Here is a 14,428-nt window from a genome sequence, read left to right as displayed (position 1 = left end):
TTTCAAATCAGCTCCTTGCTGTGTTATTCAGATACGGCTTTTTTCTCTTGGTTCGGCTGACGCAGTAATTCAAGTCGTTTTTGTTCGATCAGCTGCTGTAATTCCAACTTCTTTTGCGCCAAATCCTGAAGCTTCTCCTCATGCAGTCCCAAACTATGCGCATAGGTTTTGACGCGGATCTTAATGGAGCCGCTCGGCTTATTCGCATCGATATCATGAAGAGCAGAATAAGGCGTGCCTGCTGTTGAAATAATCGAGTCAATCAGCCCATAAGTAGGGGCATCATGCCCGCATTTAAAGTTGGAAAGATCCAATACCGCCACATTTGGATGCCGGGCTGCAAACTTAGCTGCCCAAACCTTCTGAACACTATTTGAACTGAAATTTTCCGGCCATACATCGGTCACTTCCAAAGCATGATTCACTCGGCCGCTTTCTAAATCACCTTTAAAAAAGCGGCGCAGCCAAGCTTCATCTTTCGGAATGGATCGCATTGATAGAATCGGATAGCCCAACACCTGAAACTCATCTAACACACTGTGGTTAAGCCCTGGATCGGAATGATAGGGACGTCCGATCATCAGAATGGCCATCCGATTTTCTTCTTCGACTTGCTCGAGGATCATCCGTCCTTTTTCCTGCATCTCACGATCAAAAAACTCCATCGCCTTCCATGCTTCATCTGCCGCGAAATTACTTTCGTCTTCGGTTATTTGCAAGAAATCAGTAAATGCCTCATATAACTGTTTTTTCAGCATATTCGGTTCTGTAAACGTCACCGCCGGATCGAAATAAGTGATGTTTTTTTCCTTGAAAAAGTCCGTTTCTTTCGTAAAAGCGGCTTTCATAACGTTCGGAGCCCCGGCGACAATCGGACAGCTGGCAGAGTCCACCACATTCTGAAGATGAGTCGGAATATGGGTGATGCATGGGAAAACGATCGCGTTTAGCGCTTTACGCTCTGTATGATGTTTGAACAGCAAATTATGAATATGCGCCTGTGCTACTTTTGATGGGTAACAAGGGTCAATAGAACCGTACTTGCCGCCCTCCTGCCACATTTCTTCACTCGTGTCGTCACTGAATACGATATTCTTCTGATCGATGCCAAGCGTTTCAAAATACGTACGCCAAAATGGAGCTGTAGACCAAATATTCAACACTTTCGGGATGCCGATACGCAGCTGTTTTCTTCTTTCCATTGCCTCTATAGAAGAACGTTGAAACGGACGAATCAATTTGTTCTTTCGTATCCCCAGACTTAGCAAGCCCGTTTTGATTTTGACATCCTCAATCGTTTGATCAGGCGCAGGCATGGGAACAGGATCGTAGAAATGCCTGAACATTCGCCGAGCTTCATAATCCACCAGGTTAGGGTATTGTTTTTTCAGCTGATTGCGGTCTTTCGTCAGCTGAATCATCGCTTCCTTGTTTTCCACCGTGCCTTTTTCACAGCTAAAACCTGAGATATAGCGGGCTGTTTGTCCATCAGGGGCAGTCGTATCGATAAATGTACGGCTGCAGTTATTCGGACAAAAGTTGCAGCGGGTGGATTCATCATTACGGGATATATAACTTAAACCGATCGCGGCATCAAGCCCAAGAAAAGTGGAGTACCCCCGCCGTTTTACGACACGAAGGGTTTCCATGGCAGCTCCAATGGCGCCAGCTTCACCTGTATGCGGATGGACATACACCTCAGCATCCGGAACCCGCTCTTTAATATAATCAACTTGCGCTTTCACAGCAGCAAGATTATGCTGTGTCCCTCCCTGCAGGACAAACTTGCGGCCAAGTTCCGCCATGCGCGGAATTTGCACCACATACTGCCATACGTTTTTCGGCAGCACTAAAGCCAGTCCAGCCAGCAGTTCCTCTTTTGCGTATCCTTCCTTCTGAAAATTGACCCGGTCGGAATCAAGAAATACAGCACAGCCATAAGAAAATTTCGGACTCAGTTCTGCTTTAAATGCGGTTTCAGCGTACTCTTGAACCGGAATTCCAAACTGGTCAGCCATCGCCTGTAACAGCATTCCGTTCCCGGCTGAACATTGGTTTGACAAGCGGAAGTTGCGGATATCCCCATTTTTCAGAAAAAGGACTTTTATGTCCTGGCCGCCAATGTCGCAAATAACGTCAATATCACCGAAAAAATGGACGGCACTCATCATATGAGCAACTGTTTCTACAATATTGACATCCGCTTTTAATGTCTTTTCCAAGACATCCGCCGCATATCCGGTTGCCCCAAAGCCGATAATTTCAAGCTTGGCTCCAGATGCATGTACTTTATCGTAAATACGCCCGAGAAGTTCCTTCGTATCTTGAATCGGATTCCCTTTTGACAGCTGATACTCCTTAAGGAGAATCGTTCCATTTTCATCGACCACCACGGCCTTTGATGAAGTTGACCCCCCGTCAAGACCAATGACTGCCTTGACGATTTGTCCCGGTTCAAATGAAGCCGGCTTATATTTCGGGATGCTGTATTGACGGCGAAATTCGTCCAATTCCACTATGCTTTTGACTAATGGTGCACCGGCTTTTTCACCAAGCTTTTCCTTTCGGCCATGGGTAATAAATGTCTTCAATTCTTCTAACCCTTTGTAACGGCCAACTTCAGCCGGTTCATGAAGTCCATACATGACAGCACCATATGCGGCATAATACTGGGAATTTTCCGGAACAAAAATGAGTTCATCAATCGATATATCTCTCGGGTAATTGTATCCCCGCTGTTCCCACGATTCAGGAATTCGCTTGCGCCAGCATTGCTGAAGAAAAGGCAGGTAGGTATTCGGTCCACCCAGCAAGAGAACTTTATGCCGCAATGTATTTCCGCGGGTCAATACAGAAAGATTTTGCATAACAATGGCATCCGCTAAAGAACACATAATTTCCGAAGAAGGAATGCTGCTTTTCACAAGGTTCACGATATCCGTTTCGGCAAAAACACCGCATTTCGCTGCCACATGATGAAGTTTGGTGTCATCAAAAGTGAGCTTGCCAACTTCTTCTTCCGGCATTCCGACTTTAATGATACACTTATCAATTGTGGCACCGGTCCCAGAGGCACATTTATCATTCATGGACGTAATGGCCTGTTTATCACCTGTCTCCTCGTTTTCTTTAAAAATAATGATCTTGGCATCTTGCCCTCCAAGTTCAACCACACTGCCGACATCAGGATGCAACTGTTCGACAGCCATCGTAACGGCATTCACTTCCTGAACGAACTTGGCACCGATATGCTCGGCAATCGGACCGCCGCCGGAACCTGTTATAAACACCCGAATCTTTTCTTTCTGTACGTCAGAAAATTCATTCCCGATACGAACTAGGAATTCCAACACGTTTTCCGCCTGTTTCGTATTGTGGCGCTGATAATCAGACCATAGAATCTTTTTCGTATTCAGATCGACTACGGTTGCTTTTACCGTGGTGGATCCAACGTCAATCCCGATAATCATATTTTCCATTTTGGCTCCCCTCACATCTATGGTACGAATTATTGGCAATGACCCTATATTTTCCACAACGCCAGATTATTATTCACCAATGTCTTTTTTTGCTAATTCCATGACTGTTTGGTGTACCGGCTTTTCAAGGAAATGAGATACAAAACGGGCGTGTTGATAATATCAACATTTTCCATACAATCAGGATGATGTCGATATTCTAGATCGTCGAAACAGGATCAATGACTTATTGAAAGAAGAAAAAAGAGAGACCGGCAAAATTCCGGCCTCTCTTTAGGCTTGTAAACAAAATTTCCTTTTTCAAAGGAATTCATTCAATTTCAATAAACCGTCTCTTTCCTTTTTTAAAGACAATCCTTAATAATCCATCCATACAAGTGGCTTTCGGAGCCTCTTCTGACACAGAAAATGGTAATTGAATGATTCTTTCCATTTTTTTAAATGCTCGCTTTTTATAATAATGTATATTTTCACCCTGTTTTGCTTCTGTTGTTTCAGAATTTTCCACCCGAATTCTCACCCGGTCATTCCGTAAAATTTCTACCTGAATCTGATCACGTCTGCAGCCCGGAAGATTTGCCTCAACCACGACATCTGTTGCTGTTTCATGCAAATCAACAGAAAATGAATCCTGGTTAAGAAAATCGTTGAAATGTCGGAAGGGCTCGTCGAAAAAAGAATCGAAAGTTTTAAAAAAATGATTAAATGAACCATCGGCTAGGCTTGGAAGGTTATTTTTATCAGAATCCACTTATTACCTTCTCTCCTTTCATTAGATTACCTTTATAAAGTATGCAAACCTGATAAAAGTGTACTGGGCCTTTGCTGAAACAGTTTTTTTATAAAAATGGATGAGGATATATATGTAAAATTTAGTGATAATCTCAATGAGAAACGCCTGCACTTTTTGAATCATTCCCTGTACAAAGGGATTGGTCCAGACTTTTTTACTCACTCATGAATTTTGGTTTTATTTTGTTCCATAGCAGTTTGAAAGCGGGAGGAGAATATTCCCCCGCTTTCTTATCAGTTATTGTTGTTTGTATTGAGGTTCTTCTTGTAAAATTTGGTCGATGCGTGGAGATAAACTGTCAATAAGTGTTTGTGTTTGTTGAGCGGCACCTTGATACAGCTGTTTCGCTTGTTGGTTTTCGGTGCTGAGCGAAAATGTTTCAAAGCTTGCTTGGACAGTTTTAAGTCCGGCCATCGTTTGTTTTACATCACTGATAACAGTCATTACCCATTCCTCCTTGTGTTTTAAGAACGATTATAGAATGAGGAAAAAGGCGATGTTTTATGTTTTTTAAATGTATCCAGGTTATGAAAAAAGTGTGATCCATCAATCTGGAAAGACGGATCACACTTTCCTATTATTTCTTTTTCCGTATTTTTTATGTAACCTTAAATTTCCTAACGAAACAAATACACCATATAGTGGTATAAATATCTCAAATCTGGAAATCCTATATCATATCCCCTTCTTTTATAGAAAAATCATCTGCTTCCTTAGGCAGATGATTTTTATGATTTACTATGTAGGTTCTTTTTATAGATTAATAGTGCCTTCGCTAGTTTGCTTTTTTAATACTTTAAAGTCATACGGAATATGAATTAAATACATCATTTTTTAGTACTCTTGTATAAAAAAGAGAGAGCGGCTATCTTATTGAAAAGGTGAATTTAACTAAAAGGAGCGATAAACCTATGAAAGTAAGACAAGATGCCTGGTCAGGGGAAAATGACTTTTTGCTTGCAGAAACGGTATTGCGGCACGTTCGGGAAGGAAGTACACAGCTGAAAGCTTTTGAAGAAGTTGGTGATACACTTAATCGAACTTCTGCAGCATGCGGCTTCCGCTGGAATGCAGTCGTGCGAAAACAATATGAGCAGGCAATTGGTCTTGCCCGGAAACAAAAAAAGCAATCGTATCGCCTTCTTCATAAAATTAGAAGCATCCTACAAGTCTTTATTGAGCAGCAAATAAAAAGAAACCGTAGCTAACCATTTTTTTCAGAAGATTATGATACACTCCAATTTATAAGTACTCCTGCATGCGCCAATCCGCCACCGAATCCATATAGCAACATTTTATCTCCATTCTTTAATTTCCCTTCAAGAACAGCCTTATCTATTGATAATGGGATCGTGGCAGAAGAAGTGTTTCCATAATCGACCAAGCTGTACAGCGTTTTTTCTATAGGGAAATGAACTTTTTTACATATGGATTCAATCATTCTTAAATTGGCACTATGAGGAACAAACCAATCAACGTCACTCAAAGACATTGATGAATTTTCTAAAACTTGTTTTATCCCTCTTGGAACAGTCGTAACAGCCCATCTGTATACCTCACGCCCATTCTGCACAATTTTATCGTTCTTGATTATATCCTCTGCAAACATGCTTGCTGAAAAATTTGAACAGTATAAGTTTTTTCCTTTTTCTCCTTCAGAACCTAAGTATGAGGAAAGAAAACCTGGATGTGTTTCATCCAATTCAACAAGGACTGCTCCGCCTCCATCTCCAAATAAAATGCAAGTGGATCGATCTTCGTAATCGATCACTTTAGACATGGTTTCAGCTCCAATAACGAGAATTTTTTTATGTAAACCAGAAGTAATTAGCCCGTTAGCCATATGCAGCCCATAAGTGAATCCTGCACAGGCAGCGTTTAAATCAAGAGCTCCTGCATTTTGAATACCCAGCTTTGCCTGAACTAATGAAGCAACGCTGGGCATTTTAAAATCAGGAGTCATTGTACACACGATGATCATATCTACATCCCCTATTGATGCATGGTATCTTTCCATCATGTTTCTCACTGCTTTGTAAGCCAGATCACTTGCGAACTCATTTTCACCCGCAATTCTTCTTTCTTTTATGCCTGTACGTTGAATAATCCATTCATCGGTTGTATCAACTAATTTTTCTAAGTGAACATTTGTTAACCTTTTTTCAGGAACGTATGAACCGATTGCTGTAATACGGCTTTTGGACATCTTTATGTACACCCTCCCTTTGCAAACTCATATGCATTCATTTTATCACTTAGATATAATATCAGGTACTAATAAGACTTAATATTCACGAAATAATTTTTATTAAGTCCACTGTAAGACTCCCTCGCCATAAATATACATAAAATAAAAGAGGGACCCTGACCGGTCACGGCGAGTCCATTATCTTTTAATGATAGAATCATCTAATCCATGCGTCATTACGTAATCATCTTGATTTCCAACACACCATTGCAATAAATCAATACAACTTGATTATTTAAAATGGAAATTGAGAAAATTTGGGTTTCTTCCTTTGTACACAGGCATCCAGAACTGCTTAGTTATTCACTGTGTATCTGATCTGTATCCGTTTCTATTTGAACAAAATGCTCCAATGCATCCTCTACTATTTTTTTGACGACGTACGGGTCAAGTTCTTCTTCCAAAACCTGCAGCTGTTTTGTCATGTTTTGTCCTCCCTCTTTTATTTAAGAACTAAGCGCTAAGTATTTATTTTTCACGTTATTATCCAAGTCATCACTTGCTCCATGGAAAACAACCTTTCCCTTATTTAAAATATAAATTTGATCTGCCAGATCCATTGCCATTAAAAGATTCTGCTCGACGAGAAGCATTGTCAGCCCCTGCTGTTTCAATTGCTTTATAATTTTAATAATCTCACCGACCATCAGCGGGGAAAGACCTTCTGATGGCTCATCCAGAAGCAATACTTTCGGATTTGTGAGCAGAGCACGACCAATTGAAAGCATCTGCTGCTCGCCCCCGCTTAAATTTCCGCCCATTGATGTCTCTCTTTCAGCCAGCCGGGGGAACATATCGTATACCTTCTCGATTGTCCATCCGTTTTCCTGTGGGCGGTGAGTGGTAAGAAGATTTTCTTTAACCGTTAAATTCGAGAAAATGCGCCGGCCCTGCGGCACAAGCGCCACGCCTGCTTTTGACACGTGAAAGCTCGGCTTCATCTGGACTTCTTTTTCTTCAAGAACGATTTTCCCTTGCTTTGGCAGCACAATGCCCATGATCGAATGGATCGTCGTTGTTTTGCCCATTCCGTTTCGACCAAGAAGCACCGTCACTTCCCCTTTTTTAACGGTAAGTGATACATTGTGAAGAATATGGCTTTCGCCGTAATAGGTATTCAGCTCATTAACTTGAAGCACTAAGATCCGCCTCCTGACCAATATAAATATCATTTACGCGCTTGTCATTCCGCACAAGATGTGGATCGCCCTCCACTAGAATTTCACCGTTATAAAGGACGATCATCCGGTCAGCCAATCCAAATACAACATCCAGGTCATGTTCAATAATCATCAGTGTCAAGCTTTTAGGCAGTTTGCGAAGCAGGTCTACAATATAATCCGTCTCTGCTTGTGACATACCGGCAGTCGGTTCATCGAGAAGTAATACATTCGGCTCCGTAGCAATGCCCAGCAAAATTTCAATTTGACGCTGCTCACCGTAAGACAAGCTTTTTACCACCTTGTTTGTTTGCTGTTCCAGACCCCATGTATGAAGAAGCTCGTCCGCTTTTTGAAAAAGAGACGGATATTTTTTTCTGTGCCGCCGTTTAAACCATATATGGCCCATTCCTTCTTTTCGCTGGAGCACAAGGAGCAAATTTTCAAGCACAGTGAGTTCCGTCAGCAAATTATTTTTCTGGAACGTCCGTACAATCCCTGTGCGTGCCCTTTTATAGTTAGGCATCGATGTAATGTTTTTACCGCAGTAATGAATGGTTCCTTTACTTGGATCCAAATCCCCCGCCAATAAATTATAAAAGGTTGTTTTTCCGGCACCATTTGGCCCAATAATGCCAATCCGCTCCCCTTTACGCACATCAAATGTCAGATTTTTCAAAATATTAAGACCGCCAAAACTTTTGGCAACCCCATCTACTTGTAAAATCGGCTCACTTTTCATGACACAGCCTCCTGTATTATGCATTTTTCTTTAAGACGGCTTTTGAATGGTTTTCTTTGTAACCGCTTTTACTTCTGGTCATCCGGTGCATAATGGACTGCGCGATTCCTGTCAGACCTTTCGGGAAGAACACAACGAAAATGATGAAAATGATCCCGATAATCATCATCCATGAATGTGTATATGAGCTGACGATTGTTTCCAGAATAACGATGAGCGCTGCTCCGAGTACTGGGCCCGCCATCGTGCCGGCTCCGCCAATAATCACCATGATGAGAACCGACCCGGACATTGTCCAGTACACATCAATTGGAGAAATAAAGCCATTAAAGCTTGTGTACAAGCTTCCGGCTAACCCGCCAAGTGCACCCGCAATAATAAATGATGCGTATTTATATCGAGTTGTGTTATAGCCCATTGACCTCATTCTCGTTTCGTTTTCACGAATTCCGACTAAAACTTGTCCAAAAGGAGAATGAACCAGCAGACTCAAGCCGGCATATACACTAAAGAACACGCCCAAAATGAAGTAAAACAGCAAAACAGGGTTTGAAAAATCAATACCGCCCGCCACTGGTGCGGGAATACCTGATAAACCGTTTGATCCGCCCGTTAAATCTGTTGACTGGTGAATAAACGAGTAAATCATTTGAGAAAACGCCAATGTCAGCATTAAAAAATAAAATCCGCTTACTTTCATGCAGAACATTCCGATAACAGCAGCAACCATGATCGTTGCAATGAGTGCAATCGGCAGTGTGGCAAGCAAATTGGGTGACATCTCTTTTGCCGCGATACCGGCTGCATATGCGCCAACCCCGAAAAAGGCTGCGTGTCCAAGTGAAACCATTCCTGTATAGCCGACCAGAACATTCAAGCTTAAAGAAAAAATTCCCAGGATTAAAATTTCCGTAAATAAATTCAAGTGAAACAAGGATAAAAAGAAAGGAGCCAGTCCCATCAGCAGTGCAACGGCTGCGGTTAAAACAATTCCTTTTTTCATTAGGCTGCCACCTTCTTCCCAAGCAATCCATTCGGCTTAACAACGAGTACAACAGCCATCAATCCATAAACGAAAAACAGGCTTAATTCAGGAACAAGATATTTGCTGAAGGTTTCCACCAGCCCGATTAAAATAGCTGCTGTAAACGTGCCTGAAATAGAGCCCAGGCCGCCGATGACAAGCACGACAAGCGCCAGAATAAGTGTTTGAAACTCCATGATTGGGTAAAGACCGAGGACTGGCGCCGCAATAACACCGCCAAGTCCAGCCAGAAAGCCCCCGATCACAAAGACGACAGTAAACACGAGCTTAATGTTGACACCAAGCGCACTGATCATTTCTTTATCGCTGAGGCCGGCGCGAATAATCGCGCCCCAGCGTGTTTTTTCCTGCACATACCATAATCCTGCAGCCAGCAAAAAGCCAATGCCAATGACAACGAGCCGGTATGTGGGAAAGCTTTGATCAAAAAGGACCGTTGTGCCCGCCAGACTTGGCGGAAGTGCGACTGACAAAACATTCGATCCCCAAATAATCGCAGCAATGTCGTGAAATATATACGCAAGCCCAAACGTCAGCAGCACTTGCGACAAGTGCCCTAAATGGTACGTGGCCCGCAAAAGCGTCATTTCAATTATAAAAGCCAGTATAGCGACGACAATAGGTGCAATAATCAACGCCATCCAAAAATTTTGAGCGGAGTTCACGGTAATAGAATACGTCACGTACGCACCGATCATGTAAAGAGAGCCGTGGGCCAGATTCAACACGCCCAAAATACCGAAAACAAGAGCCAGACCGCACGTTATAACAAAAAGCATCATCCCGTAAGAAAGGCCATTTACGAGTTGAGCACCAATCATATCCATTAATACCCCTCCTCTTCGTTATTTACCAGGGTCTTGAACTTGTTCAATCGTTTCAATCACTTCATTTTCTGTCTTGCCATTTACCAATTGCGTTTTTGTAATGTACATATCCTGAATAACATGGTGCGTATCTTTATCAAATTTGAATTCACCGCGAGGGCTCGCAAATGTTACATTCGAGAATGCTTCTACCACTTGGTCCGGATCAGATACATCTCCTCCAAGACTCGCAGCAGCTTCTGCTATAATACGAGCTGCATCATATCCTTCCAGTGCTTCAAGTGTTGGACGTGCTCCGTACTTCTTTTCAAATGCAGCTGTAAATGCCTTGTTCTCATCTGTATTAATGTTATAATCCCAGAATGTGGACGCTAATATTCCTTCCGGCGCGTTTCCTTGTGATTCACGAAGATCTTCTGATACAAGCCATCCCGACCCAATAAGGGGCATCTTTTCTTTTAATCCATATTGCTCATATTGCTGAACAAAACGGACCGCATCACTTCCGGCAAAAAATGCATACACGGCATCTGCTTCTGCACCGCCAATTGTTGTTAAGTAAGAGGAATAGTCATTGTTGCCAAGCGGTGGATATACTTCACCGACAATTTCGCCGCCCGCTGCTGTATAGGCTTCTTTAAATGCAGCGGAAACTTCTTTCCCAAAAGCATAGTCCGCAGCCGTTACATAAATCTTGTGACCGACATTTTTGTAAGCCCACTCACCCATTGAATGACCGATCTGCCAAGAGCTGAAAGAAGAACGCCAGATGTAATCGCTGCGCTGGCTTCTTGTTAAATCATTCCCGCCTGCATGCGAAACAAGAAACGGTATTTTCTTGCTGTCTACTTCATCGCGAATCGCATATGCAACAGCTGTACTGACGGTTCCTGTTAAAATGTCCACCTGGTCCTGGTCGATCATCTTGCGTGCTTTCCGAAGCGAAACTTGCGGATCGGCTTCTGAATCTTCATTGATGATCTCGATTTTCTTTCCTTCTACTTCCCAGTTAATCTCATCAAAATAAAGCTCCATGCCCTGGGACAAGTTTTTCCCCAAAGAAGCGTACACACCAGAGCTTGGCAATAACGCGCCAATTTTTATCGTTTCACTGCTTGACCCGCTGGCATCAGCTTTATCGTCTGAATTGGACGTCGATTGCATTGCACTATTTCCACAAGCTGCCAAAAAGAACAAACAAGCAGATACGAGGATAACGAACCATTTTTTATTCAATCATGACACCCCATTATTTATATTTTCTGCACACATAATGGAAACGCTTTCAAATAACATAATACAGAAGCTTCTTTGTGTCATGTCCATGCGCCCTTTATAAGGCGGCATAGACATTTTCATCCGCTTTTGCTTCATTCTGTGAAAAATCCATTGACGTGCTATGACCCGGCTGGAGCTTTGCTTCTGGATCTATATAGCTTTTTGCGCTGTTGACAGCAGTCGATCCTTCACCAAACCCAACAGCAATCAATTTTACCTTCCCTGGATAAGTGGCGATGTCCTCAGCTGCATAAATACCCGGAATATTCGTTTCCATTTTTGAGTTGACTACAATGGATCCTTTTTCAAGTTCCAGCCCCCAATTTTTGATCGGAAACCCTGCAATATTATAAATGAACTTCTCGGGATACAATGCAGGCAACTGTCTTCCTAAGCGCGGTATGCTTTCAATCATCTTCACGCTGCATTGCCGCATGCCTCCCTAAAACGCCGTGAACAATCCGACTGGCCCGCCGCCTATCACTGTAATTTCATATACGGTGCTGCCGCTCGTATTCACCATGACATCTCCTCTTGTCCCAAAAGGCCCTATGCATTAAAAAGCGGATGGCTTCTCGAATCCCTTTTTTCCGTTTTTTCTTCCATTAAAAGGACTCGAATCTCTTCAGGAATCAGCACAGCCGAGATAGTCCCGTCCGGCTTCTTTTCTACCCATCCTCTCAGTTCGTAGCCATTGGCTGCTCTTTTGCCATCAACATATATTTCGTGGCGCAGCTTTATTGTTTTACGATTTAACTCTGAAACTTCTGTTTTAATTGTTAATTCATCATCATAGTGAAGAGCGTGTTCGAATGTACACTGCGCATCAAGCATTGGCAAAATAATACTTTTCTCTTTAGCCAAAAAGTGTGGTGATAAGCCTGCATTTCTGAAAAAATGATGGCCAGCAATATCAAACCATTTGAAAAAGTTCGGATAATAGACGATTCCCGCTACATCCGTATCTCCCCAGTTAACAAGAAGCTGCAGTTCACTTTTTCTCATAAAAGCCTCCTACACTCTTAAACGGAAACGCTGAATTTTGCCTGAGCTTGTTTTTGGCAGTTCATCCAAATATTCGATCACTCTCGGATACTTATACTTTGCCAGCTTCGACTTAGCAAGCGCTTTCAATTGTTCCGTTAACTCCCCAGATGCATCATAACCGTTTTTCAGTACAATAAACGCTTTTAATAAGGTGAGCCCGTCGTCTTTCTCTTCTCCAACAACGGCAATTTCAAGTACAGCAGGATGCTCTACAAGACAATTCTCTACTTCAATAGGAGACACCCAGATGCCGCCAATTTTCAGCATATCATCTGCACGGCCGCAGTATTTAAAATAGCCCTCTTCATCTCTGGAGTATTTATCCCCTGTAAAAAACCATTCTCCTTTTATTCTCATTTTGTTTAATTCATGCAAATTCCAATAGCCAGGAGTAAGGCTGTCTCCTTTTATAACTAAATCCCCTACCGTATCAGGCGGGACTTCATGACCCTCTTCATCGACAATTTTTGCTTCATAGCCTGGCACAACTTTTCCAGACGTACCTGGCTTAATATCTCCAATCCGGTTAGAAATGTAAATATGCAAAGCTTCCGTCGATCCAATCCCATCTAATATATCCAGATTGTACATATCCTTCCATCGGCGTGAAAATGATTCTGGAAGTGCTTCACCAGCTGACGTGCAAATTCTGAGTGATGATAAATTAAATGCTTTGCCGCTACGCTCGGCATAATCCATCATAGATCCATATAAAGTTGGTACTCCAAAGAAAATAGTCGGCTTAAACGTTTCAATCATTTCAAAGACCTTTTCCGGCAGAGGCCGTTCAGATAATAGAACCGTCGAAGCGCCGGCACCAAGCGGGAAGAACATTCCTCCGCCCAGACCATATGCAAAAAACAGCTTTGAGGCAGAAAAACAAATATCATCTTTCGTAATTTTCAGTACCTGCCGGGCGTACGTGTCAAGAGAGTATTCCATGTCATGGTGTAGGTGAATGACTCCCTTTGCTTCGCCTGTGCTTCCGGAACTAAACAACCAAAAAGCCGCATCATCTTCGCAGGTGCAGCAAGTTTCGAGCTGCTCATTCGCCTGCTGGGTTAAAGCCCAAAAAGAAAACTCTTTTACAAATAATTTTTGACGATCTTCTGAAATCACGATGACATGCTGTAAATATAAATAGTTGCTGCGGAAGATTTTAATTTGTTCCCATACGTCTTCGTGAATAATGAGCGCTTTTGCCCGGCTTTTATTTAAATAATATTCATAGTCTTTTGGCTTCATCATCGTATTAACCGGAATCGGCACAGCGCCAATTTTAATCGCTCCATAAAAAGAACTGATAAATTCAGGCGAATCATGACAGACAAGCAAAATTCGATTTTCTGGCTCTACACCCAGTCCCTTCAAAGCATTTCCCGTTTTGTTGACACTCATCTGCAAATCTCGATAGGTGACCTGTTGAGAACGGTAATAAATAGCTGTTTTTTCACCAAGACCACGATTGACTTTTTCATCGATAAATCTTGCCGATGTGTTATAGGGTACTCCGATTCCATTTACATCCATACTTTTCTCCCCTGTCAAGAAGATTAATCAAGCGGTGCTTCATTAGAAACGCTAAAGTCGTAATAAATCTCATGCAAAAAACAGGAATATCCCTTTTAGAGAAAAGAGATATTTCTGTTTTCATGCATTTTCCCCCATAATGAAACGTATTACATCCCTTTCCAGTCCGGAGTTCTCTTCTCCAGGAATGCACTCAGCCCTTCCTTTGCGTCCTCCGAACGGAACAGCAGGTTCTGCAGCTCTCCTTCGTAGCGGATCGCCGCATTCAGCGGCATTTCC

Annotated in this window: 12 protein-coding genes and 3 pseudogenes; 1 reads left to right on the top strand and 14 read right to left on the bottom strand. The window is 42.4% G+C overall.

All coding sequences use genetic code 11. The features are described 5' to 3' along the window. Positions 1–23: 23 nt before the first annotated feature. The 3 genes from BTO30_RS11175 to BTO30_RS11165 form a co-directional block, all read right to left on the bottom strand. Complete coding sequence (locus BTO30_RS11175) at positions 24–3,479, bottom strand: BadF/BadG/BcrA/BcrD ATPase family protein (protein WP_075398813.1); 3,456 nt, start codon at positions 3,477–3,479, stop codon at positions 24–26. Positions 3,480–3,789: 310 nt separating this feature from the next. Further along, complete coding sequence (locus BTO30_RS11170; protein WP_075398812.1) at positions 3,790–4,230, bottom strand: Hsp20/alpha crystallin family protein; 441 nt, start codon at positions 4,228–4,230, stop codon at positions 3,790–3,792. 279 nt (positions 4,231–4,509) lie between these two features. Further along, positions 4,510–4,716 (bottom strand): DUF1657 domain-containing protein, encoded by a 207-nt coding sequence (locus BTO30_RS11165; RefSeq protein WP_075398811.1) that lies wholly within the window; start codon positions 4,714–4,716, stop codon positions 4,510–4,512. A 467-nt stretch (positions 4,717–5,183) separates the two neighbouring features. Here BTO30_RS11165 and BTO30_RS11160 point away from each other — a divergent pair. After that, positions 5,184–5,423, top strand: a pseudogene (locus tag BTO30_RS11160) (RsfA family transcriptional regulator); the annotation flags it as partial. Positions 5,424–5,497: 74 nt separating this feature from the next. Here BTO30_RS11160 and BTO30_RS11155 read toward each other — a convergent pair. The 11 genes and pseudogenes from BTO30_RS11155 to BTO30_RS17660 all read right to left on the bottom strand — a co-directional run. Then, on the bottom strand, positions 5,498–6,484 hold the full coding sequence (locus tag BTO30_RS11155) for a ketoacyl-ACP synthase III (protein ID WP_281248611.1): 987 nt from the start codon (positions 6,482–6,484) through the stop codon (positions 5,498–5,500). Positions 6,485–6,819: 335 nt separating this feature from the next. After that, a complete protein-coding gene (locus tag BTO30_RS17865; protein WP_281248610.1) occupies positions 6,820–6,945 on the bottom strand; it encodes a hypothetical protein in 126 nt (41 codons plus the stop codon). A 21-nt stretch (positions 6,946–6,966) separates the two neighbouring features. Further along, on the bottom strand, positions 6,967–7,659 hold the full coding sequence (locus BTO30_RS11150; protein ID WP_075398809.1) for an ABC transporter ATP-binding protein: 693 nt from the start codon (positions 7,657–7,659) through the stop codon (positions 6,967–6,969). Beyond that, positions 7,646–8,422: an ABC transporter ATP-binding protein gene (locus BTO30_RS11145; protein ID WP_075398808.1), complete on the bottom strand. Its 777-nt coding sequence runs from the start codon at positions 8,420–8,422 to the stop codon at positions 7,646–7,648. Before BTO30_RS11145 ends, BTO30_RS11150 begins: the two co-directional genes overlap by 14 nt. Before the next feature lie 16 nt (positions 8,423–8,438). After that, positions 8,439–9,425: a branched-chain amino acid ABC transporter permease gene (locus BTO30_RS11140; protein WP_075398807.1), complete on the bottom strand. Its 987-nt coding sequence runs from the start codon at positions 9,423–9,425 to the stop codon at positions 8,439–8,441. Further along, positions 9,425–10,294, bottom strand: coding sequence for a branched-chain amino acid ABC transporter permease (locus BTO30_RS11135; RefSeq protein WP_075398806.1), 870 nt, complete (start codon positions 10,292–10,294; stop codon positions 9,425–9,427). Before BTO30_RS11135 ends, BTO30_RS11140 begins: the two co-directional genes overlap by 1 nt. An 18-nt stretch (positions 10,295–10,312) precedes the next feature. Next, positions 10,313–11,530, bottom strand: coding sequence for an ABC transporter substrate-binding protein (locus BTO30_RS11130; protein ID WP_075398805.1), 1,218 nt, complete (start codon positions 11,528–11,530; stop codon positions 10,313–10,315). Between the two features lie 97 nt (positions 11,531–11,627). Then, positions 11,628–11,906: pseudogene (locus BTO30_RS18025) on the bottom strand (NAD(P)/FAD-dependent oxidoreductase); the annotation flags it as partial. A 215-nt stretch (positions 11,907–12,121) separates the two neighbouring features. Further along, a complete protein-coding gene (locus BTO30_RS11120; RefSeq protein WP_075398803.1) occupies positions 12,122–12,577 on the bottom strand; it encodes an acyl-CoA thioesterase in 456 nt (151 codons plus the stop codon). 9 nt (positions 12,578–12,586) lie between these two features. Beyond that, a complete protein-coding gene (locus tag BTO30_RS11115) occupies positions 12,587–14,149 on the bottom strand; it encodes a benzoate-CoA ligase family protein (protein WP_075398802.1) in 1,563 nt (520 codons plus the stop codon). Between the two features lie 149 nt (positions 14,150–14,298). Continuing rightward, positions 14,299–14,428, bottom strand: a pseudogene (locus BTO30_RS17660) (enoyl-CoA hydratase/isomerase family protein); the annotation flags it as partial.

Origin of the sequence: Domibacillus antri (assembly GCF_001936625.1) — a bacterium.
Taxonomy (GTDB): Bacteria; Bacillota; Bacilli; order Bacillales; family Domibacillaceae; genus Domibacillus; species Domibacillus antri.
Note: the sequence above shows the minus strand (reverse complement) of the source record. Positions and strands in the feature narration are given on the sequence as shown.